This window comes from Clostridium beijerinckii, assembly GCA_003129525.1.
Taxonomy (GTDB): domain Bacteria; phylum Bacillota; class Clostridia; order Clostridiales; family Clostridiaceae; genus Clostridium; species Clostridium beijerinckii_D.
Genome location: CP029329.1, coordinates 2,151,941 through 2,177,260 on the forward strand (window position 1 = coordinate 2,151,941; position 25,320 = coordinate 2,177,260).

The following is a 25,320-nucleotide window of genomic DNA, read 5'->3' on the forward strand; positions in this document are numbered from 1 at the left end:
GGGGCATGAGAGATGTTTACGGCAAAAAAAATACATAAAGCGGTATCAAATCAACAATATAGAGGTTTTGCAGTTGAAAAAAAACCAAAATCCATAGTATCAGAAGCATATAGAACTTTAAGAACAAATATACAATACTCATCTTTTGATAAACAAATAAAAACTATAGTAGTTACAAGCGCAGAAGCAGCAGAAGGAAAATCTACAGTAGCAGGAAATCTTGCTTTATCTTTTGCTCAAAATGAAAAAAAAGTTATAATAGTGGATTGTGATTTAAGAAAGCCTTCAGTACATAAGAATTTTAAATTATCAAATTTAGTGGGTGTTTCAGAAGTGCTTATAGGAAAAGAAAAGTTAGAAGAAGTAATACAAAGTCGTAATGAAAACCTTGATATATTAACATCAGGTAAAATTCCGCCAAATCCATCAGAAATGCTATCATCAAGTGCAATGACTAATCTCATAGAAACTATAAGAGAAAAATACGATATTGTTATTTTAGATAGTGCTCCACTTCAAGCAGTTACGGATGCTCAAATTCTTTCTACAAAAGCAGATGGAACTATACTTGTTATAAGAGCTCAAAGAACAAACAGAGAAGCGGTTATTGAGGCTAAAAATCTTTTGACTAAAGTAGGAGCTAACATAATAGGTACTGTTTTACATGCAGTTGAAAATACTAGAGGTAAGTACTACTACTATTATGGAAGTAATGATGAAAAGAAAGCGAAATAATCAATGGTAAATATAGATACCCACGGTGAAAATCATACTTATGTGTATATCCGCCGAAATAAAGGGGCATGCATTTGCTACAGTTACGGAAGATTTTGATGGGTGCTTCTAAGATTACAAGTTGTACCCAAAATGCTTGCTTCAAAGACAAGCGCTCACAGAGAAAGTTCGAAGAACGAAATATAAAATGCCCACAAGGAGAAAGTTCAGGAGGCCAAATATAAAATTTGGACCTTCACTTTTCGATTCTCACTTTTTGAACAAGCATATTTGGAACAACTTGTAATCAAGAAGCGCAGCCATCAAAATTTTCAATGTAACATTACGCAAAAGCAGGCCCCTTTATTTCTAGTTGGAAGTATATTCATAGTATAAGTATAACTTAAGGGGTGGGTATCTATATTCAATTAACAATTGATAATTGAACATTGAAAAAAGGAGTAAATATGATAGTAGATATTCATTCACATATAATACCAGGAATTGATGATGGATCTAAAAGTATGGAAATGACTTTGGAGATGATTAGAAACGCAGAAAAAGAAGGCACTAAAGAAATTGTAGCTACACCTCATTATTTACTTGAATATGGAGAAGCTACAATTATTGACGTGAAAAATCATGTAAAAGAAATTAATGTACTTTTAGAAAATGAAAAAATAGATGTGAAGATATATAGTGGACAAGAAGTTTATTTTACTAAAAAAATAATAGAAGATTATCTGGAAGGGAATATCGGAACAATAAATGATTCAAGGTATATGCTTATTGAATTGCCAATGGATAAATTTGATGAGAATACATTTGATATTCTTTATGAACTTCAAGTTAGAGATATTGTACCAACAATTGCACATCCAGAAAGATACAAGTTCTTTATAGAAAAACCTTCACTGATTAATGAATTTATTGATCAAGGATATTTATTTCAAATGAATTCAGGAAGTATAGAAGGAAAATTCGGACAAAATGTTAAAAAGACAGCTGATTTATTTTTAACAAATAATATATATAATTTCATAGGATCAGATGCACATAACATTAAAAGCAGAAATACAGGACTCAAAAATGCTATAGCTTTGCTTGGAAAAGGTATGAATAAAAGCATATTTCAAGATAGCTCTGAAAAAATTTTGAAAAATGTGGATATTGAGTTCCTTGGAGAACGAATTAAAGAGAAAAAATCAATATTCTCATTTCTTAAGAGATAATTTTATTGAAAATTGGCGTATTATGTAATACGATTTATACAATGGATTATTAGTTAAATGATAACAAATAATAAATTCTATGGTATAATTTATGCAATAAGTAAGCATTGTTATATTATATTTAGTTATTAAATTAATTGTTATATAAGTATAAAAATGTTAGATGATATAATAAAGTTAAAAAAATATGTACGAATATATCATGTATCTTATACAAATAAAAATTAATATGTTTTATTATCAAGGAAACAATGATCCATATATTTTAATTGGGCACTTTATATATGGTAAGTTAATAGTGCAACCGACCTTTATAGTTTATAGTCTATAAGTTTATAATTTATAGTTTATAAAGGTTGGTTTTTTTTGTGTGTAAAATTGGTTAAAATTTGTATTTTTATAAGAGGGAGGTATAAAATGCAACAACTAGAATTCGATAGGGATCAAGTTCTGTTTAAAGAACAAATAGAAGTAGAAAATAATAGGATTATATATTGTTTTTTAAAGAGAATTATTGATGTGGTTTGCTCATTAATAGGACTTATAGTTTTAAGTCCTATATTTTTGTCTGTGGCTATTTTAATTAGACTTGAATCTAAAGGAAATTCTATTTTTTCTCAAGTAAGAGTAGGGAAAAATGGAAAGAGATTTAAAATGTATAAGTTTAGGTCTATGGTAGCTAATGCAGAGGAATTAAAGGACAAGTTACATGATAAAAATGAAATGTGTGGACCAATGTTTAAAATGAAAGAAGATCCAAGAGTAACTAAGGTTGGTAAAGTCATAAGGAAGACAAGCATAGATGAACTTCCACAATTAGTTAATGTTTTAAAAGGAGAAATGAGCTTAGTAGGACCAAGACCTTCACTTCCAAAAGAAGTCATGAAATTTGAAAAATGGATGATGACAAGGCTAAGTGTTAAACCTGGCTTAACTTGTTATTGGCAAGTTTCTGGGAGAAGTGATATTGAGTTTGAAGAGTGGATGGAATTGGATGTTAGGTATGTTGAAGAAAGAAATACTTTAGTTGATTTGGGATTGATATTTAGGACTTTTGGGGTGTTTTTTGGGGATGAACATGCGAGATAGAAATAAAAATAGATAAAAGGTAAATCTTAGCTTTATGAATCAAAAAAGAATGATAGAATCAGACATTGAATTAGTAGTAAATTTTATTCTGCTTAAATAAAATGAAGCAGGATGTGATCAATCGAAGTTAAATCATTTCATTGTGTTGTGTGAATTGAGCGAAGCGAAAGGAAGAAATATAATTATGAAACGAGTCATTACTTATGGAACATTTGATTTATTACATTATGGTCATATTAATATATTGCAAAGAGCAAAGGCACTTGGAGATTATTTGATAGTTGTTCTTTCTGATGATGAGTTCAACTGGAATGAAAAGAATAAGAAGTGTTACTTCACTTACGAAGAGAGAAAACAGTTACTTGAATCCATTCGTTATGTTGATTTAGTTATTCCAGAAACTTGCTGGGAACAGAAGATAAAAGACGTGCACGAATATCATATTGATACATTTGTAATGGGCGATGACTGGAAAGGGAAATTTGATTTCTTAAAAGATGAAGGTGTTGAGGTTGTATATCTAAAGAGAACACCAGAAATCTCTACTACTCAGATTAAGAAAAATTTGAAAGACAGAATTAGTTAAATACTACAATATAGAACTTTTAGTGTATCTAAATTTTGCCTTGGACAGGAGAGAATAAACAAAATGACAAATAAGATTAAGAATAAAGTTAATCATAAATCAAAAAGTAGTATAGATAGCTTAGAGAATAGAACTAATATTAAAGTATGTTTAGTTGGCTCAAGTGGAGGACATCTAACACACCTATATATGCTTAAGCCTTTCTGGAAAAATAAAGAACGATTCTGGGTAACTTTCGATAAAGAAGATGCACAGAGTTTGCTCGAAGGCGAGAAAGTGTATCCTTGTTATTTTCCTACAAACAGAAATATTAAAAATTTAATACGAAATATAGGTGTTGCATGGTGGGTTCTTTGGAAAGAAAAACCGGATTTACTTATTTCATCTGGTGCAGCTGTTGCTGTTCCTTTCTTTTATTTTGCAAAATTAATGGGAAAAAAATTAATTTATATAGAAGTATTTGATCGTATTGATAAACCAACAATGACAGGAAAAATGGTATATCCTATTGTTGATAAATTTATTGTTCAGTGGGAAGATCAGAAAAAGGTTTATCCGAAAGCAATTAACTTGGGCGGAATCTTTTAATTATGTTTTTTGATAATTAATTTATTACAAATTATAGCTTTATTCATTGTTGTAGATTAGGAGGTAGAAATGATTTTTGTAACAGTTGGAACACATGAGCAGTCATTCAACAGACTTGTAGAATATATTGATAATTTAAAAGGATCAGGAAAAATTACAGAGGATGTTATTATTCAGACAGGATATAGTACATATGAACCTAAAAAGTGTAATTGGTATAATTTAATTCCCTATAAGGAAGTGATGAGAAATGTGGCTGAAGCCAGAATTGTTATCACTCATGGTGGTCCATCGAGTTTTATAATGCCTCTTCAGGCAGGGAAAATTCCAATTGTTGTTCCAAGGCAGAAGCAGTTTGATGAACATATAAATAATCATCAAATTGAGTTTGTAAGAGCAGTTCATGAGCGACAGGGCAATATAATTCCTGTTTATGAGATTGAAAAACTGGAAGAGATAATAAGAGATTATGAAAATATTGTTGCCGAGATGCCGAAAGAAATGCTTAGTAATAATAGGAAATTCAATAGAAAGCTGGATAGTATCGTTGGTAACATTTTCAAGGAAGGTAAATAAGATGGATTATAAAATTAGTATCATTATTAGAACATATAATGAAAGTAAGCATATAGAAGAAGTTTTAAAGAGTCTCTTAAAACAATCCTATAGAAACTTTGAAGTAATATTGGTTGATTCGGAATCAACTGATAATACAGTTGAAACTGCAGAAAAATACGACGTAAGAATAATCAAAATTAAAAAGAAAGATTTCAATTATAGTTACTCTAGTAACATTGGCTGTGAAAAAGCTACAGGAGATCTTTTATGTTTCTTAAGTGGGCATTCTGTAGTTGCTAACGATGATTATTTAATTCTGGCTAACAATATATTTCAAAATCAAGAAATTGGTGGATGCTATGGTGATGTAGTTGCTTTGGTGGATGGAAGTTGGATTGAAAAGTTATTTAATTATCTTGGCTATATTAAAAATAAAGTTAAAGGTACTGAAATAAAATTAGAAAGCCAAATTCATCCTGGAATACTAAGTTGTAGTAATGCATTAGTTAGAAAAACTTTGTGGGATAAACATAAATTCAAAGAGGAACTTGGAAAAGGTGGAGAAGATGTTGAATTGGCATATAGAATAATACAAGAAGGTTATTATGTTGCTAAGGCGCCCGCACTCTTAGTTAAACATTCCCATGGTAGCGGATTTATCAAATTCATAAAAGAGTTTAATGGTTGGCGTGCTATGTATGACGTTGTACTTAAATATATAGAAACCAATAAATAAATATGGTGAGAGGTGATATTATGAAAGTAAGTGTTATTACAATGCATTCAATAAGAAATTATGGGTCAGTTCTGCAAACTTACGCTACTCAAGAAAACTTAAAAGCATTGGGATTGGAAGTTGAATTCGTTGATTATTATAGAAAAGATTCAATAAATCCAAAAGCTTCTGTAGAAGACAATTTGGCAGTTAACTCAAAATGGAATAAGAACTTTATAACAAGAGAAGTTTTTAGAGCGATAAAAACTCCGATTCATAGAAAACAATTTCAAGTATTTGGTAGTTTTTTATCTAAGTACATTAAGTTAACGCCCAAGAAATATTATAGTAATGAAGAAATAAAACAGGAATTGCCGATTGCCGATTGCTATTGTACAGGAAGTGACCAACTATGGAACAGCACATATAACAGAGGAATTGAAGAGTCATATTTTCTTGATTATGTGCCTGAAGGAAGCAAGTGTTTTTCTTATTCCACTAGTATCGGTAAAGAACGATTAAATAAAAAAGAATCGAAAGAAATCTATAAAAGATTATTAAAATTTAGCCATTTATCTGTGCGAGAGGAATCGGCAAAAGAGATATTGTTAGAATTAGGGTTCAAAGACTGTGTTCATGTATTAGATCCCACATTTATGCTATCTATTGAGAAATGGAAAAAGATAATGGCTCCAAGAATAATTAGTGAAAAATATGTATTAATATATCAACTCAATAAGAATAAGACATTTGATCTATATGCAGAAAAGTTTGCTGAGAAGCATGGATTAAAACTTTATAGGATTGATACAACAAGAGAAAGGATTATTTCCCCAGGAAAATCTATATATCTTCCTTCTGTAGAGGAATTTATTTCTCTGTTTTACTACTCTGAATATATTATCACTGATTCTTTTCATGGAACTGCATTCTGTATAAGTTTTGCAAAGAATTTTTCAGTAATATATCCAGAAAAATTTAGCACAAGATTGGAGAGCATTTTGAAGCTTACTAATTTAGAAAATCGAGTTGTCTCTGATTGGAATGATTATGATGTCTATAATAATCCAATTGATTATGTTCCAGTCAATAGAGTAATTAATGAAGAAAGAGAAAAGACAAATTTATTTGTTGAAAATGTATTATCAAGTTTAAAATCATAAACTTACAGTTTATTTGCTGATTAAGTTAGAAAGAGAAAAAACTATGACTAAATATGGAAACGGAATTAATAAATTAAGAATTTTGATTTTTGTGGCATACAATATAACTTATGTTTTTTTTAAGGTTGGAATGATTCAACAATCAATCAATTTAGTTTTGTTAAGCTTATTTTGTATAATTAATATATTTTTATATTTAAACGATAGAGGAAGTTTAAAATTTAGAAAAGGTAAATTTTATAAAGAATTTACGCTTGGAATGGCAGCATGTTGTGTGATAATTGTTATATCATTAATAATCCAGGTAAAGAATGACAATTATCAGATGTACCTATTTGAGAGTGTTTTTCATATTATAATACCTTTAGTAAATGCTTATTTTTGGATAAACACAACTCAGAAAGAAGAACGTAATGTGTATTTCTATATTTTTTTTATACGATTTTTAATTCATTTTATTATTGATAATAGTGGTAATCTAAGTTTAACAAACATTTTGTCTATATCATGGAATAATAGCAAATCATCGATTTTTGAGTCTTCAAATGCACATGATTTTTTGATGCTATTAATGTATTTTAAATATCGTGGAAATAAAATAATGAGTATATTGTGCATGTTCCTTTGCATGGTTTCATTTAAACGATTGAGCTTTGTTTTAGCTCCATTGTTATTTATTTGTTATGAAATGATACCGAAAAAAGAAGTTAATAAAGTATTACTAGCAACAACAAAAATTATAGTCATGCTGACACCATTTATAATTTTAATACTAATTTCAGATGAAACGATGTCATATGTATATAGCCAGTATGGGTTTAGTGTGGCTGATTTTATTACGGGAAGGGTTACTTTGATAAAGAGTGTATCAGATAATTTATTTGATTTAAATGGCTTTGGCTCAATTCAAACAATTATGTCAAAATCGTCAATTAAGTTTGTTCGTGAAGTAGGGAGTATGCATTGTGACATACTAAGCCTTTATTGGGAAACGACAATAATAGGACTAATTGTTTTTGTAAACAATATGTTTGAAATAGTCAAGAAAGATTATAGAGCATATTTTATGATGATATATACATTTTCGGTAATAATTACTTCTCATTTTTTGGACTATATCAGTGCATGGCTTATTATGCTTATGGTTATTGCGATTATGTATGAAGAAAAAAATAAAAGTGAAATAAAATCAGTAAGACGTAAAATTAAAATAAAATTTAAATAGAGTAGAATTGAAGAATGAGTTTTTACAGATGGAGGTAAAATGCGCTATATAAAAATTAAAGATATAATAAAGATATTGATTTCGTATATTATAGCTTTTCCTTTTTACTTATTTAGAATTTTCCCGATAAACAATAAGAAAATAGCTGTTTTATGTTTTGGTGGAAAAGGATACGGTGATAATCCTAAATACATTATTGATGAAATTATTAATAAGCACTTTGAAGGTGATATTGTTTGGGTAGTTAGAGACATGGAAACTGAGTTTCCTAGTAACATAAGAAAGGTGAAACTACATTCTATAAAATCAATATATGAAATGGCAACATCAAGAATTTGGATAAATAATACACGAATGTCATTATATATAAGAAAGAGAAAAGAACAATATTATATTCAAACTTGGCACGGCGGTGTTGCTCTTAAGAAAATTGGAAAAGATGTTGATCCAAACACTGTTTCATTTTCACATTATTATGCTGCCCAAAGAGATGCAAAGATGACCGATTTATTATTATCAAATAGTTTGTTTTGCACTAATATGTATCATAATAGCTTTTGGTATAGCGGTGAAATTTTAGAATCTGGTTCTCCAAGAAATGATATTCTTATCAATAATTCAAGTGATAGCAAGAATATTAAAGATAAACTAGGAATTCATAAAGATACGAAAGTGATATTATATGCACCTACTTTCAGAGATAATGGACGGATTGATGTTTTTGACTTAGATTGTAAGCAAATAATATTTAATTTTGAAAAAAAGTATAAATGTAAATTTTGTATCATTATTCGTTTACATCCTAATATGAGCTCAACTGAATTAAATATAAAATTTTCAAAAAGTATTTTGAATGGAACAAGTTATTCAGATATGTATGAGTTATTAAATATTTCGGATGTATTGATTACTGATTATTCAAGTACAATGTTTGAATTTGGCATGCTTTTAAAACCTGTTTACTTGTATGTGAAAGATTTGGATGATTATACTAAGAGTCGTGGGTTATACCTAGATATAGAAAAATTACCATATGTTGTTTGCAAAGACAAAGAAAGCTTGTATAATAAAATACAAGAGTTTAATTTAGAAGATTATCAAGAGCATGTTCATAAATTTAATATGAATTTGGGGTTTTGTGAGAATGGAACTGCATCAAAAACTGTAGTGGAGAGAATTGAAAGTATAATTCAATCTTACAAATGAGTAATAATTTGAAAAAAGTTTTAGAATGAGTAAACGATCATGAAATCTTTAACTTGTTAGTGCATTACTCATTATTTAACACTAAAGGTTAATATATAAATTTAGGAGTAATAAATATAATGAAAATTGAAAGAGATAAATTAGTTATAAAGCTAAAAAATGCAATCAGTAATAAAGTCTTTTTAAAAACTATAATAATTGGTTTAAAAAAGGTTAGGCACATATTTTGGATAAATAATGATAGTATTAGAAGAAATCAATTAGATATATATGACTATAAAAAACTTAAAAAGAAATATTACCATATTATTGAAAAACGAAGAGTAGAAGAAAATATGCAATATAAACAGTCAAATAGAGTTTGGATATGCTGGTTACAAGGAATAGATAATGCTCCTCAGCTTGTAAAGCGTTGTGTGTATTCAATATATAAAAATCTTGATGAAAGAGATATTACTATAATTACAAGTGAGAATTACTACGAATATGTAAACCTACCTAAATATATTATAAATAAGTGGGAACATGGAATAATCTCTAATGCTCATTTTTCTGATTTATTACGTCTTGAATTGATAATAAATTATGGCGGCATTTGGATGGATTCAACTGTTTTGTGCACTGATAAAAAGATTCCTAAATACATTACAAATGTACCGTTATTTGTGTACAGTAATGAATATCGAGGATCTGACGTAATTGTTGCATCAAATTGGTTGATATCTGGAAATAAAAATAACAACATTTTAGTTGCTACAAGAGATTTGCTGTATGAATATTGGAAAAATGAAGATGTTTTAATAAATTATTTTATATTTCATTTATTTTTTACAATGGCCACTGAGAAATATACTGAGGAATGGAAACTTGTACACAAATTCAATAATATAAGTCCACATATATTGCAACATGAATTATTTGATAAGTATAGCGATGAAAGATTTGAAGAAATCAAATCTATGTCTGTGTTTCACAAGTTGAACAATAAAAGTGTTGGTCCGAAGTATAAATCAGACACATATTATGATTATATTATAAACAAAGGAATTGAATTATAATTAAAGGATTTAATATAGAGAAGAAGGATGTATTGTTATGAGTGGCATTAAAAAGAATTTAATTTATAATATTCTATATGAATTATTAATAATAGCGCTACCATTAATTACATCTCCATATATATCTAGAGTTTTAGGCGCTGAAACATCAGGTGTTTATACATATACTTATTCTATTGCATTCTATTTTTTAATGTTTTCTAGATTGGGTATTAGCATTTATGGTAACAGAAGTATAGCTCAAACTAGAGATAGTAAGGAGAACAGAAGCAGAATATTTTGTAGCATTTATGCATTTCAATTTATTGTTTCACTAATTAATATAATTATCTACATAACATATATAAAAGTATTTTATGAAGATTATTTTACGATAACATTAATTCAAGGGTTTTATGTATTTTCAGGGATTTTTGATATTTCATGGTTTTTTTTTGGAATGGAAGAATTTAAGGTAACTGTTACTAGAAATTCTATTGTGAAAATAATTTTAACAGTTTGTATATTATTGTTTGTAAAAAAACCTGAAGATTTATGGAAGTATACATTGATTATAAGTTTAAGTACATTAATTGGACAAATGTCTGTCTGGCCTTTTTTGAAAGGTAAAATATATTATGTAAAGCCAAAATTCAAGGAAATAACTGCTCATATAAAACCAAATTTAATTCTATTTATTCCAGTATTGGCTACAAGTGTATTTACTGTTATGGATAAAATAATGATTGGTACTTTCAGCAGTATGTCACAAGTTGGTTATTATAACTATTCAAATAATATTATTGATGTACCAAAAGTTCTTATTAGATCGTTGGGTACTGTAATGCTTCCGAGAATGACGAATTTAGTTTCAAATGGGAAAAAAAAGCAGAGTCTAATGTATATAGAAAATTCTCTATTGCTTGTATCATGTTTATCGATCGCAATGGCTTTTGGAATAGCAGCAGTAGCGAATAATTTCGCCCCATTATTTTGGGGAAATGAATACGAAGCTTGTAGTCCTCTGATTTTTGGGTTATCGGTAGCGGTAGTTTTCAGCGTTTGGGGAAATGTGTTAAGAACACAGTATTTAATTCCTAATTCTAGGGACAAAGAATATTCAATTTCTCTTGTAGTAGCTGCGGGTGTTAATGGAATAATTAATTTTATACTGATTAGATATTTAGGTGCACTTGGAGCTGTTATTGGAACCATTGCGGCTGAATTTGTATTGGCAGCATATCAGACTTTTATAATTAGAAGTGAATTAGATATACGTTCGTATTTAAAAAATGGGATAGTTTTTATACCTTTTGGATTAATAATGTATATCATTGTTAAATACATAGGTCTTTTGTTTGGAAGATCGTGGATAGTGTTAGCTATACAAATATTATGTGGAATTTTAATTTATATAGGATTGTGTGCAATTTATATATTTAAATCAAAAAAGCCAATAATTATTGAAATAAAGAAACAAGTAAAAGAATATATTTTAAATTTTATCAAGAAAACAGAACTTAAGAATAAATAGATACTAAAGTAAAATAATATGTATTAGCTCGTGAGGTAAAATGTGAAAAATAAGTCATCTATAACTAATAAAATAATTTTATTTAATGAAAAAAAGGATTGTTGCGCCTGTGGCGCATGCATGAACATATGTCCCCAAAAGGCTATTTCTATGGTAGAAGATGAATATGGTTTTTCTTATCCACAGATTGACAATGAATGTTGTGTTAAATGTGAAGCGTGTAAAACAGTCTGTGGATTTCAAAATGTAACTGAAACAAATTCGCCAATCGTAACGTATGCTTCTGCAATGAAAAATGAAACTGAAGTATTAGCTTCTGCTTCAGGTGGTATATTTGTAGCATTAGCAAAAGCATTTTTAGCTGATGGAGGAATTGTATTTGGAGTTTCAATGGAATATATTAACGGTCTATTAACACCTATGCATATTTCTATTAATAATATTAATGATTTGTATAAGCTACAAGGATCGAAATACGTTCAAAGTTATATCGGTGAAGTATCTTGTGAAGTAAAGAGGTATTTAATAGAAGGGAAAAAAGTGTTGTTTTCTGGAACACCATGTCAGGTTGCTGGATTGAAAGCATTTTTAAAAAGAGATTATAAAAATTTATTAACGATTGATATTATTTGCCATGGTGTACCAAATATAAAATTCTTTCAAGGATATATTAAACATCTTGAAAAAAAACTTAAAGGAAAAATAATTAAGTATAAATTTAGAGATAAGAAAAAGGGATGGGGTCTTAGTGGAAAAGTAGTTTATAAAACAGAGGTAGGAAAAGTAAAAGAAAAACTGATTCCGTGTAATGTTTCTTCATACTATAGTTTTTTTCTTAGTGCTGATATTTATCGAGAAAATTGCTATTCATGTAAGTATTCTTCATCTCATCGTCCAGGAGATATTACGATTGGAGATTATTGGGGGGTTCAAAAAGAACATCCAGAGATTATGGAAGAAAATGGCGGAATATTAAGTGAGATAAAGGGTATTTCCTGTATTATTGTAAATACGGAAAAAGGAAAAGAATATTTAAGTTCATATGGTTTTGAATTAATACTTTTTCCCTCCGAATTTGAAAAAGCAGCTAGAAAAAATAGTCAACTAAATACGCCAAGTTGTTCTAGTAAGTTCAGAGATGATATACTTATGATATTTAAAACTCAGGGTTATGATGCAGTTGAAAAATATTTTAGGAATAAAATGGGTATAAAGTATTATTATCATGTTCTAAATAGCAAAATACCCCAAAAATTAAAAAAGAAAATAAAGAAAAAACTATGCAAAATTAAACTATTTGGTAAAATCATATAGCAAGTCGCTCGTAAACTCCCGACTAGCACCCCCGGCAGGTTGTGCATAAATTAAACTTTTCGTATAAAATAACGCCTGTAACATTTAATTACGGGCGTTATTTCAGAGCAAGTCGCTCGTAAACTCCCGACTAGCACCCCCGGGGAAAACAGAAATTACCAGGTACAAGTTCAAAATAATAAAGAAATATAGATAACAGGTAAGATGAATTAATAAAATCTTATCTGTTTTTTGTTTTAAGTAAATAGTTTATACAAGAATATAATATTAATATTAGAGTTGATTATATGAATGAAATACTGAAAAATTGTTGGAGGAGTTTATGATGGATGCATTATCCGTTAGAAGTTTAACTACACAGACATATGATGAGAATTTGGCAAATAAAATGGTTAATGATATAGTTAATGTTTATTTTCCATAATTAAAGAAAATGCATGATAAATTAGAAAAGGAAGTATAATTTATGTATGGATTATTAGATAAGGATTTAAATTATATTTTAGATGCTTTGAGTAAATTTTCAGAAATCGAAAAGGCAGTCATTTTTGGAAGTAGAGCAATGGGAAATTATAAGAAGGGATCAGATATTGATTTAGTAATAATGGGAAGTAAAGATAACAGGTAAGATTTAATTAATTGAAAATCTCATCTGTTTTTTATTTTAAGTAAATAGTTTATAGTATATAATGTTAATATAAAATTAATCCGAGGAGTGATGAATTTGAATTTAGAACGAAGGATTGTTGATGAAATAGTAGGTATATGTCATAAGTATGAGCACATTAGAAAAGTCATTCTTTTTGGATCTAGAGCACGCGAAGATAATTCAATTAAAAGTGACATCGATTTAGCTATATATTGTGATAATTCAATAGTAGATTTTATTGAGGATATTGAAATGAATACTAGTACTTTACTAGAATTTGATTTTTCAGATATGAAAGGTATACAGGATGAGCTATTTATAGAGCAAGTAAAAAAAGAAGGAGTAGTTATTTATGCGAAGCATTGATTTCAAATATATGAATCTAAAAAAAGCTTATGATAGGCTTGTTGAGGTAAGCAATTTGTATGATGGAAAGAATGATATAATAAGAGACAGTTTAATTCAAAGATTTGAATTTACGTATGAACTTACTCATAAAACCCTTAGAGAATTTATGAAATATTTAGGTGTAACCCTGGAAAATTCATTTCCACGTACAATATATAAAAAAGCATATGTAAATAATTTAATATCTGATGATAAAGTCTGGATTAGTTTATTAGAAGATAGAAATTCTACGTCACACATATATAATGAAAATTTAGCAAATGAAATTGCTAATAGAATAGTAAATGAATATGTTAATGCAATAGGAGAATTAGTTGAGAATTTAGGAAAGCTTTAACCACGTGTTTTTTATCGTGGTTAAAAAATATCCACCTATAAAAAGTCAGTCGCAAACTCCTGACTAGCACCCCCAGGGAAAACAGAAATTACCAGGTACAAGTTCAAAATAATAAAGAAATAGAGATAACAGATAAGATGAATTAATAAAATCTTATCTGTTTTTTGTTTTAAGTAAATAGTTTATAGGATATAATATTAATATAAAGTAATTCATATAGTTAGGCGAAGTTTTCTTAATAGGAACACAATTTTCTTTACCTAAAGATTTTATAAGAACTTATACCTATAAGGGGTGATTGTAATGAATGAAAAAGTATTAGAATTTACTATATTTTGTGTTGAAAGCTTATCTGAGAGATTAAATATTAGTGCTAAAAGAGTGTATAATATGCTCAAAAATGATACAAATATTTTAGAGTATTATATAATTCCTTGCTATGAACCTTTGCACACGCAGAGCAAGAGTTATATTATAGATGACTTAATAACAGTATTAAAAGAAAAAGGTGTAGTTGTATGAGAGTATATCATGGTTCATATTGTGAAATTAAATATCCTAATATAGAATTTTCTAGAGATGCTTTGGATTTTGGAAAAGGATTTTACGTAACTAGTATTAAAGAACAGGCCATTAATTGGGCAAGTAGATTTAAACTAAGAGGAAAAAAATCATATATAAATATATATAACTTAGACTTGGATAAAATTAGAGAAAAGTATAGTATTAAGGAATATCTTACTTATAGTGAAGAATGGTTGGATTTTATCTTGGTCTGTAGAGGCGGTAGTGATGTATATTTAGAAAATGATATTATTATAGGTGGAATTGCTGATGATAGAGTATATAATACAATTGAATTATATGAAGATAATTTAATAAATAAAGAAGAAGCGTTGAAAAGATTGAGATATTATAAACCTAATAATCAAATTTGTATTGTTAATCAGGAAATCATTGATAAGTATTTAAATTATGAAGAAAGTAAAGTGGTGTAATTTATGGATGCTAATAAAATTTTACTACAGTCTTTGTATAAGAAAATAATAATTGAATTTTCTAGAGTAACAGGAAAAGACTTAGAAGAAAGTATGGACTATTTTTATAATTCAACTACATATGATTTAATAAGTAATGGAGTTGGAGATATGCATTGTCGTGGAGTAAAATATTTAACTGATGAATTGCTTCTGGAATATAGTATGATGGAACAGATAGGATATCCTAAATAACTAGCAACCTTAGCCCTTCGGTCTCCGGAAGTATCCCTGGGAGATAGCAAGTCGCTCGTAAACTCCTGACTAGCACCCCGGGGAAAACAGAAATTACCAGGTACAAGTTAATAGATTAAGAATTAACAAACAAGCAGGTGATAAAATTAATTCATCTGCTTTTTTAATATAAAAAATTTGTTTTATTATAATAGTAATGTTATTTTATTATTAATTCCTCTAAATTTATCTATTTGGAGATTATAAAAGATAAATAAGGTAATAATTAAAATGGTAAATGGTAATTTGAAAGATGGTGAAATAATGACTACTGCTAAAAGAGTATGGTATGAAGGTGCAGCGTATCACATTACAGCACGAGGTAATCATAGAAATGATATATTTAGGGATGATGAAGATTTCCAATATTATTTAACAGTGATAGAGGAAGCATTATTATATTATGGTATTAATAATTACCAACTAATTTGTTACTGCTTAATGGATAATCATGTTCATTTAATGATAAAGACTGATAATAAACCTTTAGCAAATTTGATTAGTAGAATAAGTTCAATATACACAAGATATTTTAATAAAAAATATCATTATATTGGACACTTATTTCAAGATAGATATTATTCAGAGCTTATCGAAGATGATAAACAAATGCTAGAAACAAGCAGGTATGTTCACTTAAATCCAGTAAGAGCAAAAATGGTAGAAATACCGAAAGAGTATAGATGGTCCAGTTACACTATGTTTATAGGAGAAAAAGAAGAAAAATTAATAAATAAAAGACCATTTAGATCACCACATCATAATGCATCAATGAATTCATTAGTAGGTGGAGGTATATTTGCTATGCCTGGAGAGATATCTTTAGCGCATAATGGAATTTTATTTTTAGATGAAATAGCAGAGTTTAATAAAGTGAAACTTTTCAGATGGAATTTTATATTCCATCTGAATTTAGTTGAACTTATCTAGGGTCGTGCCGTTCTTAGCGCCCATCTAAAGAGATGGGAGTGTTAGAACGGCTAGACATCAGATAAAAAGACTTTAGATGCTTTAAGGCAACCTATGGAAGATGGTAATGTAACTATTGCAAGAGTAAAGAATACACATTTATTCCCTACAAATTTTATGTTAGTTGCAGCTATGAATCCATGTCCATGTGGTTATTATGGTGAAAGTAGATGTCATTGTACAGATTATGAAGTATTGAAATATAGAGAAAAATTATCTGGTCCACTTATGGATAGAATTGATATACAAAAGTATTTTAAAAGTGTAGATATTATGGATTTATCTGAAGGAACTAAGGGACCAAGTTCTAAAAAATTAATAGAAAGGGTTGAGCTGGCAAGGGAGATCCAAAGAAAAAGATACCAGAATATAGTTGGAGTTTCTTGTAATGCCCAAATGCCACCTGAATTAATAAGAGAGTATTGCCAGTTAGATGAGGCAAGTAAGAATTTATTAAAGGTTGCATATGAAAAATTTAAATATAGCGCAAGAACTTATCATAAAGTGAAACTTTTCAGGTGGAATTTTATATTCCAGCTGAATTTAGTTGAACTTATCTAGGGTCGTGCCGTTCTTGGCTCTCATCTAAAGAGATGAGAGCTTTAGAACGGCTAGACATCAGATAAATTTTTAAGAGTAGCTAGAACTTTTGCAGATATGGATATGGAAGAGAATATAAATAAATCTTATATAATTAAGGCATTGATGTGTAGAGAAATCGAAAAGGAGCAAGCGACTATGGTTGTAGTATAGAAGATGGATAAAGAATTGTTATATGTATGGTTAAATAAAATAAGAGGTGTTGGACCAATATTAGCAAATAACTTAATTGAGTGTTTTAGTGATATAGATGAGATATATCATGCAGATATATCAGAATTATTAAAGGTTGATGGTATAGGAGAAAAGCTAGCAAAAACAATAGTTAATAATAAGGATTTAGATGAGAGTAAAAGGGTCATTCAGAAATGCAACAATAACAATATAGAAATAATAAATAAGTATTCTTCAAATTACCCTAAACAATTAAGTAAGCTGCCTAAAGCACCTTTAATATTATACGTAAGGGGGCAGCTTAAAGAATTTGAATCTTCAGTCGCAATTGTTGGTTCAAGAAGATGTACCGAATATGGAAAGAACGTAACTGTTGAATTATCAGAGGCATTATCGTTAAGAAAAATACCTGTAATTAGTGGAATGGCTAAAGGAATAGATAGCTATGCACATACAATAGCTATAAATAACAATAACTATACAATTGCAATTTTAGGAACTGGCGTAGATAAGTGTTATCCAAAAGAACATATTACTTTAATGAATAAAATAATAGAAAAAGGCGCTGTGATTTCTCAATTTGAGCCAGGTACAAATAATATTAAAGAAAATTTTTTGAAAAGGAATGAGCTCATAGCTATGTTGTCGGATAAAGTGGTAATTGTCCAAGCCTCTAAGGATAGTGGAGCACTTTATACTGCCACATGTGGTTTGAAATATAATATGATATAAAAATAGAAGAATTACTTTTTGAAATGGAGATTAGAGGAGATATAAAACAATTAGGAGGAGTATTCACACAACTAGCAAACGGGTCAAATCATTGCGACTAGCACCCCCTGAGTGTTGAAAAAACTATCAAGTAAAAAGTTGGATGATGGTCGCTTACTCTGTGAGCACTCAGGGAACCAATATGAGTTCAGTTTCCTTTATAATGCAATTTAGTTTAACCACGTGTTTTTTATCGCCGTTAAATAATATGTAGAAAAATAAGTATATATAAACAAAAAAATAGATGTTTGTTGAGCATCTATTTTTAAGTTAATTATGAATTAAGTACAGTTTCACCTTGGGTAGTTGTATCAATTACAATTCTAAGTTTAGTGGATATTATGGTATTGAGTTTATTAATAGATGATGATAAGCTAATTATTTGTCGTTTTATATATAGGAATAAAAATTTTGAATTATTCTGTGTGAGCGAAAATCTTAGAATTAATAGTCAGAAGAGAATAAGGTGGGAATAAAAGGAATAAAATATTTCAAAATTGAGAATTTAATATTGTACAAGTTTTCTGAATATGATAATATTTTTATATGGTAAATATTTACACTTGAATTAGGGGGAATAGTAACGCTTAGTTTTAGAATTAAAGAATTAAGAAAGAATTTAAATCTAACTGTTAAAGAATTGTCAGTTAAAAGTGGCGTGGTAATAGGATATGTGTCAACTTTAGAAAATGATAAGAAAGGAGAATAACTATGGGTAAAACTTTTTATAACAAAGTTTTAAAGCAACCATTAACAATTGATTCAAGAGATATAGCAAATATTATTGGAACTAAACATTATGAAATTCTAAGGAAACTTGATGGTGTAAATAACAAGGATGGAACTACAAGACTAAGTGGAATAATAGAAATTTTAAGTAGAGAGAAGATTCCTGTAGACAAGTATTTTATTGAATCTATGTATGTAGATGTAAAAGGTGAAAGTAGAAGATGTTATTTATGCACTCGTCTTGGATGTGATTTTTTAGCTAATAAATTTAATGGAAAAAAGGGGATTATATTTACTGCAAGATATGTGGACATGTTTCATAAAATGGAAAAATCCTTAAAGGAGAATAAATACAGCTATCTTATAGATGATCCAATAGAAAGAGCAAAGCGTTGGATTATGGAGGAAGAAGAAAGAAAACAATTAAGAAATTAAATTTTAGTATATGATAAAGGAAAATGCAACAGAAGATTAATTGAATTAATCAGTTTTGATTATAAATGAAAAAAATTAAGAAAAAGAGTTGAAAGTCATAGGGAAAAAGAAAATAAAACTAATACTAATGAAATCTTTTTAAAAGAAGCAGTAACGTTACTGTAACGTTATTGTAACGCAACAGAAAGAGAGAGAGAAGAAGAAAGAGAATAAGATAAAGAATAAGAATGAGAGAGAGATAGAGAGTGAAAATAATATACAAGTAAATAATCACGTTAAAGGTGAAAACATAGATAAAACTAATTCAAAGTCTATCTCTCCTATACATGAAGAACAAAGGTTGAAAAAGCAGTAGAATAGCACATGTTTTTTGAAAAAGCATAATTTCTAACAGTATTATTTTTAAAGAATATATACTGTATGAGTTCTTTTTCATCTTCAGTCAAATTGTTAAGAATATGAGTTAACTTAAATAATTACATGTATTAATAATATAAAAATTATAAAATATTAATTGGTTTAACCACGTGTTTTTTATCGTCGTTAAAAAAATACCTTTTTGTTTAATATAAATAATTATACAAGGTGAGTATATGAATCAAATACTGAAAAATTGTTGGAGGAGTTTATGATGGATGCATTATCCGTTAGAAGTTTAACTACACAGACATATGATGAGAATTTGGCAAATAAAATGGTTAATGATATAGTTAATATTTATTTTCCATAATTAAAGAAAATGCATGATAAATTAGAAAAGGAAGTATAATTTATGTATGGATTATTAGATAAGGATTTAAATTATATTTTAGATGCTTTGAGTAAACTTTCAGAAATCGAAAAGGCAGTCATTTTTGGAAGTAGAGCAATGGGAAATTATAAGAAGGGATCAGATATTGATTTAGTAATAATGGGAAGTAAAGATAACAGGTAAGATTTAATTAATTGAAAATCTCATCTGTTTATTATTTTAAGTAAATAGTTTATAGTATATAATGTTAATATAAAATTAATCCGAGGAGTGATGAATTTGAATTTAGAACGAAGGATTGTTGATGAAATAGTAGGTATATGTCATAAGTATGAGCACATTAGAAAAGTCATTCTTTTTGGATCTAGAGCACGCGAAGATAATTCAATTAAAAGTGACATCGATTTAGCTATATATTGTGATAATTCAATAGTAGATTTTATTGAGGATATTGAAATGAATACTAGTACTTTACTAGAATTTGATTTTTCAGATATGAAAGGTATACAGGATGAGCTATTTATAGAGCAAGTAAAAAAAGAAGGAGTAGTTATTTATGCGAAGCATTGATTTCAAATATATGAATCTAAAAAAAGCTTATGATAGGCTTGTTGAGGTAAGCAATTTGTATGATGGAAAGAATGATATAATAAGAGACAGTTTAATTCAAAGATTTGAATTTGCGTATGAACTTACTCATAAAACCCTTAGAGAATTTATGAAATATTTAGGTGTAACCCTAGAAAATTCATTTCCACGTACAATATATAAAAAAGCATATGTAAATAATTTAATATCGGATGATAAAGTCTGGATTAGTTTATTAGAAGATAGAAATTCTACGTCACACATATATAATGAAAATTTAGCAAATGAAATTGCTAATAGAATAGTAAATGAATATGTTAACGCAATAGGAGAATTAGTTGAGAATTTAGGAAAGCTTTAGTAATATAAATAATATAGGAATAAAGATACAGGTAAGATGAATTAAATAGTTAGACACTAGATAAAACATAAATATTAAAGGAGAAGAAAATATGGCTACATTTACGATAGATGAAAAAGCAAGGTGCTTGTTAGAAGATTTTAATAAATTTGTAGATTATCTAAAATTAAATCAAGTTAGTATAGGGAAGACAACTAAGTATATATCAACTAAATTTTTATACGAATTAAATCAACTAATGAGTATTAAACAAGAAGATATTACACTGAAAAGCAACCAGTTAGCTTATCCGTTGTTACATATGTTTTGTAACTTGGTTTTAAATGGTAAATTATTTATAGAAGAGACAGCAAGAGGCGGGAAATTAGTATTAAAAGCTACAGATAGAATTCATAAATTTAATGAGTTAAATAACACAGAAAAGTATATATTTTTATTAGAAATTTTGTGGATTGATTGTAATTTCGAAAATTTAGAATATCAAACTTATGGTGACCTTAATGTATATGCAGCTTATGAGTCTGTAATGTATCTTTATCAAAATAAATCTAATGTAGTGATATATCCTAATAGACATTTGACATATTATAGTACAATCCTATTATATTTTTCATACTTCGGTATTATGGATATTGAAGAAGATGAAGAAAAAAAATTACAGGATAAAAGGAAAAGAAAATTTATACCTAAAGAAATTATAATCTCCAAAATGGGATTTGAAATAATTAAAATTTTAAATAAAAAAAGGAATATACTACAATGGAATATACCTAATAGAAGAGAAAATGGTGAATGGAATATAGCATTTGATGAAGAATTTCATATTCCGTTTAAAAAAATTTTTAAAAGTGGAGAATTAGAGAATATATTAAAAAGAAGTAAACTTGAATTTGAAGAAGGAATATATACATTTAAAGTGTCGTTAGATAAAAATATATGGGCAAAAATAAGACTATCAGCACATGATACACTTTATGATTTACATAATTGTATTCAAGATGTTTTTGAGTTTGATGATGATCATTTGTATTCATTTTTTATGGACGGAAAGATGTGGTCAAAGAATAAATTCACATGTCCTTATGATGAGCAAGGGCCTTATGTAGATGAAGCAAAAATTGGAGAATTAGAGTTGTATGAAAAACAAAACTTTCTATATTTATTTGATTATGGAGACGAATGGAGATTTAATGTGGAAGTTTTTAATATTGAAGAGACTAATATGAGGTTATTAAATCCTGAACTCATTGAAAGTAAAGGAAAACTACCAAATCAGTATCCCAATTTTGATGATGAGTGGTAGAATAGCAAAGCACCCTAGAGGTCTAAAATTTAAAGGACCATTCAGAAATGCAACAATAACAATAACTATACAATTGCAATTTTAGGAACTGGCGTAGATAAGTGTTATCCAAAAGAACATATTACTTTAATGAATAAAATAATAGAAAAAGGCGCTGTGATTTCTCAATTTGAGCCAGGTACAAGCACTACACTATAATGTATGTTTAGTGAAGTGCTTTTTCAATTAAGCTAGAAACTTTTAAATTAAATAAAATTTGGAAATAATAACATGGCAATAGCTAAAATAATGATATAATATAATTAATGTAAATAATTATTATATGTTATTAAAAATAAGAAAAATAGAGGTATTGGCAATGAATAAAAAAATAAGAAAAGCGATAATCCCAGCAGCAGGTCTTGGTACAAGATTTTTACCTGCAACAAAGGCTCAACCAAAGGAAATGCTTCCTATAGTAGATAAGCCTACTATTCAATATATTATTGAAGAAGCGATTGCTTCAGGTATTGAAGAGATTCTTATCATTACAGGAAGAAATAAGAAGTGTATTGAAGATCATTTTGATAAATCTGTGGAACTTGAAATGGAGCTTGAAAAGAATAATAAAACTGAACTCTTAGAATTAGTTAAGGATATATCAGATATGGTTGATATTCATTATATAAGACAAAAGGAGCCTAGAGGGCTAGGACATGCTATTCATTGTGCCAAGAGTTTTGTGGGTAATGAACCTTTTGCTATTTTACTTGGTGATGACATTGTTTATACAGATGAAACTCAAAAGCCTTGTTTAAAGCAACTTATTGATTGTTATAATGAGTATAAGACAAGTGTTCTAGGAGTTCAAAGTGTTGATTTTGAAGATGTATCTAAGTATGGTATTGTTAATGGAATACCGATAGAGGGTAGAGTATGTAAGGTTAAAGGTTTAGTGGAAAAGCCAAGGAGAGAAGATGCTCCTTCTAATACTGCAATACTTGGTAGATATATAGTAACTCCTAAGATATTTGAAATATTAGAGAATACAAAACCTGGTAAGGGTAATGAAATCCAGCTTACAGATGCATTGTTAGAACTTATTAAAAGTGAAGCTATGTATGCTTATAATTTTGAAGGTAAGAGATATGATGTTGGTGATAAACTTGGATTTTTACAAGCAACAGTAGAATATGCTTTAAGAAAACCTGAACTTAGGGATGAGCTTATAGAATATTTAAAAAGTGTAATATAAGCACATTCAAAAAATTAATAAATATTAGTAACTTTAACATTTCAACTATTAGTAGTATTTTAAGAGAAAACAAAAATTACCAAATACAAGAACTTCACTAAATGCAAGTCTAGTGGAGCTTTTTGTGGTAATTACTAACATTTGTCTGATCACTTGGAGATGAGGCGGAGAAGGAAAATGATTCTTTCAAGGACTAAGTGATTGATATTTCCATTATTTTTTGTATTTTTTACTTTTTATTCTTATATAAAGAAATTATGTATTATTTTAGTTATATATGTAATATAATGTATATATAATATTTACAGGAGATTAATAAGATGGATGGAACAGATGGAATGGATTTTGAAGTTATATCTATTGAAGAAATACTTCAAATAATCAAAAGAAAATGGAAATTACTAATTTTAATACCACTCATCACAACAATAATATCTATTATCTATAGTTTTTATATAGTTAAACCTCAATATGAGACTTATACCAAAGTATTTATAGGAAAAGAAACTGAAGAACAAGAGAAATATAATGATAGTGATGTAGAAATGTATCAGAAATTACTAAAAACGTATTCAGAAATAATAAAAACTAATACTTTAGTCACAAAAGCTTTAAAGAAAAGTAATATAGATTTGCAATCAGCAGTTGTACTAAATACACTTACAACTGTTCCGATGCAAAATACTCAAATATTAGAAATAAGATATAAAAATTCAGATAAGTTATTAGCAAGAGATATAGTATACGCTATAACTGAGGAATTTATTAAAGTGGCACAGGAGCTTATTCCTAATGGTACAGTAAAAGTAATAGAAGAAGTAGTAATACCGGAGAACCCCACTAGTCCAAATAAAAAAATGAATATAGGTATTGGATTTATCCTCGGTTTTATGATAAGTTTTGGAATCATATTTTTATTAGAGTTTCTTAATAATACATTTAAAAACAAAGAAAAATTAGAAAGGATTATGGAGTTGCCAGCTCTTGGCGTGATTCCTGAGGATTCCAAGAGGCGTAGAATAAAAAATCATACTACATTAATAGTAGAAAAAAAGCCAAGATCGATAGTTGCAGAAGCTTATAGAACACTAATGACTAACATAAATCATTCTTCATCAGAAAAACAAATTCAAACCATATTAATTACAAGCTCAAAATTGCAAGAAGGAAAATCAACAGTTGCTGTAAATTTAGCTTTATCCTTTGCTGAAAATCAAAAAACAGTAATAATAGTAGATTGTGATTTTAGAAAACCTTCCTTGCACAAAAAGTTCAATATACCTAATACTTGTGGTTTGTCAGATGTAATTATAAAAAAAGAGTCTTTAGAAAGTGCAATTCAAAAGTATAATAAAAATCTACATATATTATCTTCAGGAAATTTTACAAAGAAGCCAGCTAGTATGTTATCATCACAAGCAATGGATGATATATTAATAGCTTTGAAGAAAAAATATGATGTGATTATATTGGATAGTGCACCTATACAAGCAGTTGTTGATGCTCAAATTCTTTCAGCAAAAGTAGATGGTACATTAATTGTAGTACATGCAGGAATAACAAATGTTAAATCTGTACTAGAAACTAAGAATCTACTAAATAAGGTTAATGGAATTATAAGTGGAACTGTATTATATAGAGTAGAAAACAATAAGAATAACTATTATTATAATAATCATAGCAGTTCAGCTATAAACTTCTAAGCAGCACCTTTGAAGCATAACATTCTCTAACTTATTAAAAGACTATTAATAGATACTTTGTTTGATTGAAGTAATA

Annotated in this window: 31 protein-coding genes and 1 riboswitch; all 31 genes read left to right on the forward strand. The window is 28.2% G+C overall.

What is annotated here, in order from left to right; translation table 11 throughout:
* Positions 1 to 12 precede the first annotated feature (12 nt).
* The 31 genes from DIC82_09470 (at position 13) to DIC82_09620 (ending at position 25,244) form a co-directional block, all read left to right on the forward strand.
* Positions 13 to 735: a capsular biosynthesis protein gene (locus tag DIC82_09470; GenBank protein ID AWK51239.1), complete on the forward strand. Its 723-nt coding sequence runs from the start codon at positions 13 to 15 to the stop codon at positions 733 to 735.
* A gap of 446 nt (positions 736 to 1,181) precedes the next feature.
* Positions 1,182 to 1,946, forward strand: a complete 765-nt coding sequence (locus tag DIC82_09475; protein ID AWK51240.1) for a capsular biosynthesis protein — start codon at positions 1,182 to 1,184, stop codon at positions 1,944 to 1,946.
* Between the two features lie 235 nt (positions 1,947 to 2,181).
* A riboswitch (cyclic di-GMP riboswitch) is annotated at positions 2,182 to 2,265 on the forward strand.
* Between the two features lie 98 nt (positions 2,266 to 2,363).
* Positions 2,364 to 3,035, forward strand: coding sequence for a multidrug MFS transporter (locus DIC82_09480; protein AWK51241.1), 672 nt, complete (start codon positions 2,364 to 2,366; stop codon positions 3,033 to 3,035).
* A 184-nt stretch (positions 3,036 to 3,219) separates the two neighbouring features.
* The gene (gene tagD, locus DIC82_09485; protein AWK51242.1) at positions 3,220 to 3,621 is read left to right on the forward strand and encodes a glycerol-3-phosphate cytidylyltransferase; all 402 of its coding nucleotides are present in this window, start codon (positions 3,220 to 3,222) and stop codon (positions 3,619 to 3,621) included.
* A 63-nt stretch (positions 3,622 to 3,684) separates the two neighbouring features.
* Positions 3,685 to 4,209, forward strand: coding sequence for a UDP-N-acetylglucosamine--LPS N-acetylglucosamine transferase (locus DIC82_09490; protein AWK51243.1), 525 nt, complete (start codon positions 3,685 to 3,687; stop codon positions 4,207 to 4,209).
* 69 nt (positions 4,210 to 4,278) lie between these two features.
* The gene (locus DIC82_09495) at positions 4,279 to 4,785 is read left to right on the forward strand and encodes a multidrug MFS transporter (protein ID AWK51244.1); all 507 of its coding nucleotides are present in this window, start codon (positions 4,279 to 4,281) and stop codon (positions 4,783 to 4,785) included.
* Complete coding sequence (locus tag DIC82_09500) at positions 4,679 to 5,503, forward strand: hypothetical protein (protein AWK51245.1); 825 nt, start codon at positions 4,679 to 4,681, stop codon at positions 5,501 to 5,503. The genes DIC82_09495 and DIC82_09500 overlap by 107 nt, the downstream gene beginning before the upstream one ends.
* Positions 5,504 to 5,505: 2 nt before the next feature.
* Entirely contained in the window at positions 5,506 to 6,645 is a 1,140-nt protein-coding gene (locus tag DIC82_09505) for a polysaccharide pyruvyl transferase family protein (protein AWK51246.1), read from the forward strand.
* 43 nt (positions 6,646 to 6,688) lie between these two features.
* A complete protein-coding gene (locus DIC82_09510; GenBank protein AWK51247.1) occupies positions 6,689 to 7,870 on the forward strand; it encodes a hypothetical protein in 1,182 nt (393 codons plus the stop codon).
* Between the two features lie 39 nt (positions 7,871 to 7,909).
* Entirely contained in the window at positions 7,910 to 9,076 is a 1,167-nt protein-coding gene (locus tag DIC82_09515; GenBank protein AWK51248.1) for a CDP-glycerol--glycerophosphate glycerophosphotransferase, read from the forward strand.
* A 119-nt stretch (positions 9,077 to 9,195) separates the two neighbouring features.
* Positions 9,196 to 10,134 carry a capsular biosynthesis protein gene (locus DIC82_09520; GenBank protein AWK51249.1) on the forward strand — a complete coding sequence of 313 codons (939 nt, stop codon included), beginning with the start codon at positions 9,196 to 9,198 and terminating at the stop codon, positions 10,132 to 10,134.
* Between the two features lie 37 nt (positions 10,135 to 10,171).
* On the forward strand, positions 10,172 to 11,647 hold the full coding sequence (locus DIC82_09525) for a flippase (GenBank protein AWK51250.1): 1,476 nt from the start codon (positions 10,172 to 10,174) through the stop codon (positions 11,645 to 11,647).
* Positions 11,648 to 11,767: 120 nt separating this feature from the next.
* Complete coding sequence (locus DIC82_09530) at positions 11,768 to 12,961, forward strand: coenzyme F420 hydrogenase (GenBank protein AWK53058.1); 1,194 nt, start codon at positions 11,768 to 11,770, stop codon at positions 12,959 to 12,961.
* 466 nt (positions 12,962 to 13,427) lie between these two features.
* Complete coding sequence (locus DIC82_09535; GenBank protein ID AWK51251.1) at positions 13,428 to 13,589, forward strand: hypothetical protein; 162 nt, start codon at positions 13,428 to 13,430, stop codon at positions 13,587 to 13,589.
* A gap of 96 nt (positions 13,590 to 13,685) precedes the next feature.
* Positions 13,686 to 13,976: a nucleotidyltransferase domain-containing protein gene (locus tag DIC82_09540; GenBank protein ID AWK51252.1), complete on the forward strand. Its 291-nt coding sequence runs from the start codon at positions 13,686 to 13,688 to the stop codon at positions 13,974 to 13,976.
* Positions 13,963 to 14,355, forward strand: coding sequence for a nucleotidyltransferase (locus DIC82_09545; GenBank protein ID AWK51253.1), 393 nt, complete (start codon positions 13,963 to 13,965; stop codon positions 14,353 to 14,355). Before DIC82_09540 ends, DIC82_09545 begins: the two co-directional genes overlap by 14 nt.
* 303 nt (positions 14,356 to 14,658) lie before the next feature.
* Complete coding sequence (locus DIC82_09550; protein AWK51254.1) at positions 14,659 to 14,877, forward strand: transcriptional regulator; 219 nt, start codon at positions 14,659 to 14,661, stop codon at positions 14,875 to 14,877.
* The gene (locus DIC82_09555; GenBank protein AWK51255.1) at positions 14,874 to 15,353 is read left to right on the forward strand and encodes a sortase; all 480 of its coding nucleotides are present in this window, start codon (positions 14,874 to 14,876) and stop codon (positions 15,351 to 15,353) included. The genes DIC82_09550 and DIC82_09555 overlap by 4 nt, the downstream gene beginning before the upstream one ends.
* 3 nt (positions 15,354 to 15,356) lie before the next feature.
* Positions 15,357 to 15,587: a hypothetical protein gene (locus DIC82_09560; protein ID AWK51256.1), complete on the forward strand. Its 231-nt coding sequence runs from the start codon at positions 15,357 to 15,359 to the stop codon at positions 15,585 to 15,587.
* 303 nt (positions 15,588 to 15,890) lie between these two features.
* The gene (locus DIC82_09565; protein ID AWK53059.1) at positions 15,891 to 16,556 is read left to right on the forward strand and encodes a transposase; all 666 of its coding nucleotides are present in this window, start codon (positions 15,891 to 15,893) and stop codon (positions 16,554 to 16,556) included.
* A gap of 93 nt (positions 16,557 to 16,649) precedes the next feature.
* Positions 16,650 to 17,156 (forward strand): hypothetical protein, encoded by a 507-nt coding sequence (locus DIC82_09570; GenBank protein ID AWK51257.1) that lies wholly within the window; start codon positions 16,650 to 16,652, stop codon positions 17,154 to 17,156.
* 96 nt (positions 17,157 to 17,252) lie between these two features.
* A complete protein-coding gene (locus DIC82_09575; GenBank protein AWK51258.1) occupies positions 17,253 to 17,348 on the forward strand; it encodes a hypothetical protein in 96 nt (31 codons plus the stop codon).
* Between the two features lie 3 nt (positions 17,349 to 17,351).
* The gene (locus DIC82_09580) at positions 17,352 to 18,101 is read left to right on the forward strand and encodes a hypothetical protein (protein ID AWK51259.1); all 750 of its coding nucleotides are present in this window, start codon (positions 17,352 to 17,354) and stop codon (positions 18,099 to 18,101) included.
* 750 nt (positions 18,102 to 18,851) lie between these two features.
* Entirely contained in the window at positions 18,852 to 19,304 is a 453-nt protein-coding gene (locus tag DIC82_09585; protein AWK51260.1) for a hypothetical protein, read from the forward strand.
* Positions 19,305 to 20,076: 772 nt separating this feature from the next.
* Positions 20,077 to 20,238 (forward strand): hypothetical protein, encoded by a 162-nt coding sequence (locus tag DIC82_09590; GenBank protein ID AWK51261.1) that lies wholly within the window; start codon positions 20,077 to 20,079, stop codon positions 20,236 to 20,238.
* Positions 20,239 to 20,334: 96 nt separating this feature from the next.
* On the forward strand, positions 20,335 to 20,625 hold the full coding sequence (locus tag DIC82_09595) for a nucleotidyltransferase domain-containing protein (protein ID AWK51262.1): 291 nt from the start codon (positions 20,335 to 20,337) through the stop codon (positions 20,623 to 20,625).
* Positions 20,612 to 21,004, forward strand: a complete 393-nt coding sequence (locus DIC82_09600; protein ID AWK51263.1) for a nucleotidyltransferase — start codon at positions 20,612 to 20,614, stop codon at positions 21,002 to 21,004. The genes DIC82_09595 and DIC82_09600 overlap by 14 nt, the downstream gene beginning before the upstream one ends.
* A 91-nt stretch (positions 21,005 to 21,095) precedes the next feature.
* Positions 21,096 to 22,307, forward strand: a complete 1,212-nt coding sequence (locus tag DIC82_09605; GenBank protein ID AWK51264.1) for a hypothetical protein — start codon at positions 21,096 to 21,098, stop codon at positions 22,305 to 22,307.
* Between the two features lie 39 nt (positions 22,308 to 22,346).
* A complete protein-coding gene (locus DIC82_09610) occupies positions 22,347 to 22,505 on the forward strand; it encodes a hypothetical protein (protein ID AWK53060.1) in 159 nt (52 codons plus the stop codon).
* Between the two features lie 160 nt (positions 22,506 to 22,665).
* Complete coding sequence (galU, locus tag DIC82_09615; protein AWK51265.1) at positions 22,666 to 23,541, forward strand: UTP--glucose-1-phosphate uridylyltransferase; 876 nt, start codon at positions 22,666 to 22,668, stop codon at positions 23,539 to 23,541.
* A 968-nt stretch (positions 23,542 to 24,509) separates the two neighbouring features.
* Entirely contained in the window at positions 24,510 to 25,244 is a 735-nt protein-coding gene (locus tag DIC82_09620; GenBank protein ID AWK53061.1) for a capsular biosynthesis protein, read from the forward strand.
* Positions 25,245 to 25,320 lie beyond the last annotated feature (76 nt).

What these genes read in the sequence shown, in the direction of transcription:
- DIC82_09565 (AWK53059.1), top strand. Translation starts at nt 15,891, where the DNA reads ATGACTACTGCTAAAAGAGTATGGTATGAAGGTGCAGCGTATCACATT.
- DIC82_09490 (AWK51243.1), top strand. Translation starts at nt 3,685, where the DNA reads ATGACAAATAAGATTAAGAATAAAGTTAATCATAAATCAAAAAGTAGT.
- DIC82_09535 (AWK51251.1), top strand. Translation starts at nt 13,428, where the DNA reads ATGTATGGATTATTAGATAAGGATTTAAATTATATTTTAGATGCTTTG.
- DIC82_09500 (AWK51245.1), top strand. Translation starts at nt 4,679, where the DNA reads ATGAAAATATTGTTGCCGAGATGCCGAAAGAAATGCTTAGTAATAATA.
- DIC82_09560 (AWK51256.1), top strand. Translation starts at nt 15,357, where the DNA reads ATGGATGCTAATAAAATTTTACTACAGTCTTTGTATAAGAAAATAATA.
- DIC82_09580 (AWK51259.1), top strand. Translation starts at nt 17,352, where the DNA reads ATGGATAAAGAATTGTTATATGTATGGTTAAATAAAATAAGAGGTGTT.
- DIC82_09590 (AWK51261.1), top strand. Translation starts at nt 20,077, where the DNA reads ATGTATGGATTATTAGATAAGGATTTAAATTATATTTTAGATGCTTTG.
- DIC82_09515 (AWK51248.1), top strand. Translation starts at nt 7,910, where the DNA reads ATGCGCTATATAAAAATTAAAGATATAATAAAGATATTGATTTCGTAT.
- DIC82_09475 (AWK51240.1), top strand. Translation starts at nt 1,182, where the DNA reads ATGATAGTAGATATTCATTCACATATAATACCAGGAATTGATGATGGA.
- tagD (AWK51242.1), top strand. Translation starts at nt 3,220, where the DNA reads ATGAAACGAGTCATTACTTATGGAACATTTGATTTATTACATTATGGT.
- DIC82_09605 (AWK51264.1), top strand. Translation starts at nt 21,096, where the DNA reads ATGGCTACATTTACGATAGATGAAAAAGCAAGGTGCTTGTTAGAAGAT.
- DIC82_09570 (AWK51257.1), top strand. Translation starts at nt 16,650, where the DNA reads ATGGAAGATGGTAATGTAACTATTGCAAGAGTAAAGAATACACATTTA.
- galU (AWK51265.1), top strand. Translation starts at nt 22,666, where the DNA reads ATGAATAAAAAAATAAGAAAAGCGATAATCCCAGCAGCAGGTCTTGGT.
- DIC82_09550 (AWK51254.1), top strand. Translation starts at nt 14,659, where the DNA reads ATGAATGAAAAAGTATTAGAATTTACTATATTTTGTGTTGAAAGCTTA.
- DIC82_09555 (AWK51255.1), top strand. Translation starts at nt 14,874, where the DNA reads ATGAGAGTATATCATGGTTCATATTGTGAAATTAAATATCCTAATATA.
- DIC82_09480 (AWK51241.1), top strand. Translation starts at nt 2,364, where the DNA reads ATGCAACAACTAGAATTCGATAGGGATCAAGTTCTGTTTAAAGAACAA.
- DIC82_09520 (AWK51249.1), top strand. Translation starts at nt 9,196, where the DNA reads ATGAAAATTGAAAGAGATAAATTAGTTATAAAGCTAAAAAATGCAATC.
- DIC82_09510 (AWK51247.1), top strand. Translation starts at nt 6,689, where the DNA reads ATGACTAAATATGGAAACGGAATTAATAAATTAAGAATTTTGATTTTT.
- DIC82_09495 (AWK51244.1), top strand. Translation starts at nt 4,279, where the DNA reads ATGATTTTTGTAACAGTTGGAACACATGAGCAGTCATTCAACAGACTT.
- DIC82_09600 (AWK51263.1), top strand. Translation starts at nt 20,612, where the DNA reads ATGCGAAGCATTGATTTCAAATATATGAATCTAAAAAAAGCTTATGAT.
- DIC82_09620 (AWK53061.1), top strand. Translation starts at nt 24,510, where the DNA reads ATGGAGTTGCCAGCTCTTGGCGTGATTCCTGAGGATTCCAAGAGGCGT.
- DIC82_09505 (AWK51246.1), top strand. Translation starts at nt 5,506, where the DNA reads ATGGTGAGAGGTGATATTATGAAAGTAAGTGTTATTACAATGCATTCA.
- DIC82_09545 (AWK51253.1), top strand. Translation starts at nt 13,963, where the DNA reads ATGCGAAGCATTGATTTCAAATATATGAATCTAAAAAAAGCTTATGAT.
- DIC82_09470 (AWK51239.1), top strand. Translation starts at nt 13, where the DNA reads ATGTTTACGGCAAAAAAAATACATAAAGCGGTATCAAATCAACAATAT.
- DIC82_09525 (AWK51250.1), top strand. Translation starts at nt 10,172, where the DNA reads ATGAGTGGCATTAAAAAGAATTTAATTTATAATATTCTATATGAATTA.
- DIC82_09585 (AWK51260.1), top strand. Translation starts at nt 18,852, where the DNA reads ATGGGTAAAACTTTTTATAACAAAGTTTTAAAGCAACCATTAACAATT.
- DIC82_09575 (AWK51258.1), top strand. Translation starts at nt 17,253, where the DNA reads ATGGATATGGAAGAGAATATAAATAAATCTTATATAATTAAGGCATTG.
- DIC82_09530 (AWK53058.1), top strand. Translation starts at nt 11,768, where the DNA reads ATGAACATATGTCCCCAAAAGGCTATTTCTATGGTAGAAGATGAATAT.